Genomic DNA, 1,266 nt, shown 5'->3' on the forward strand with positions numbered 1-1,266 from the left:
AAAAACCCCGATTTTCTTAATACTTATTTAATGTCACTAAACGTCACTACTCGTTATTAAACGTCACTGAATACTACCCAACGTCACTATTCGTCATAAAAAAAGTGACCCCTACCCTGTTTTTGACCCGAAGCTGACCCAAAATCGATCACGTATCGCACCGTTTAATCACGTTTAGTAACGCCAGCGTCACGTTTAGTCACCTTTAGTAACGGGCTTTTTTTACGACCCTGGCTGTCTGATTCGACCGATTTTGCTCTCATCTAGGGTGTTAGTAGGTGTTCTTCCCGTCAGGGAAGCCAGCGTACACCATGTAATGACATTGAACCCCTTCGGGCTTCAAGTCATTACGGTGTGGCTGTCCAGGGGGAAACCCCCTAGAACCCCCATCGGGCAGGTGGGAAAAGAATTTGTTTTTTTTTTGATCTCTTTTTTAAAAAATTAACTCCACCTCATCCCAAAAACTTGATAACTGATAACGGCTAACTTGATCTACTTTCCTCCACTAACACCTCAGACAGCTTCTCTGATACTGAGACGATCCTCCCTATCTTCATGGTGGCTTGAGTGATGATCTCCATCCCCACTCGCGGGCGGGGTTGTCTGATCGGCACGAGGGGTCGACTTATCGTATACGGTCTGTCGTGCCACCGGTTCAAAACCGTCTTCTGTTGGGGACTGTTTAGAGGGTTTCTGGTTTGACCCATCCTCATTGGCACGAGGGGTCGACTTACTGTATACGGTCTGTCGTGCCACTTCTATGTTTTCATCAGACACCCTACAATATTCCTTATCCTTGGTCAGCCAGTAATTAAATATCGCTGAGCGGTTTTGAGGAGGCAGCAGATCCACTACCTTATATATATGTTGTCGTTGGCCATTAATCGTTCGCCGTTCAGTGCGTTTCAAATCATAGCCAATTAAATTAAGTAGTTGTCGTGTCACCTTAATAGAAGGGACAGTCATCTCTCCCGTTTTCGGGTTCGCCGTCGGCTGACAAATAGAGATCCCTAAGACGGTTTTCAGTTCTTCTGTATTGTGAATGGCCAAGTTAGCCCGTTTAACTAGATCCTCATCCGTGGCCATAAACTCCCGATTGAAGTCCACTAAGGAAAGAACATCTAACGCCTCTAACCCTTTTACCTTATTAATTTTTGTCACCCGATTAACATCAGGCACAAAGGCCGCCCCCTCATTATTCTCTAATAGGGTTTTCACTTTAGCCGTGTCTTTGGCTTCGATAAACTCACGCCCCATCGTCAGATG

The 1,266-nt window shown here is 45.5% G+C and carries 1 protein-coding gene; it reads right to left on the reverse strand.

The genetic code is table 11. The features are described from left to right. Positions 1-513 precede the first annotated feature (513 nt). Positions 514-1,266, reverse strand: a 753-nt coding sequence (locus CY0110_RS27750) for a hypothetical protein (RefSeq protein WP_408605592.1), incomplete at its 5' end; no start/stop codon positions are given.

Origin of the sequence: Crocosphaera chwakensis CCY0110, assembly GCF_000169335.1 — a bacterium.
GTDB lineage: Bacteria > Cyanobacteriota > Cyanobacteriia > Cyanobacteriales > Microcystaceae > Crocosphaera > Crocosphaera chwakensis.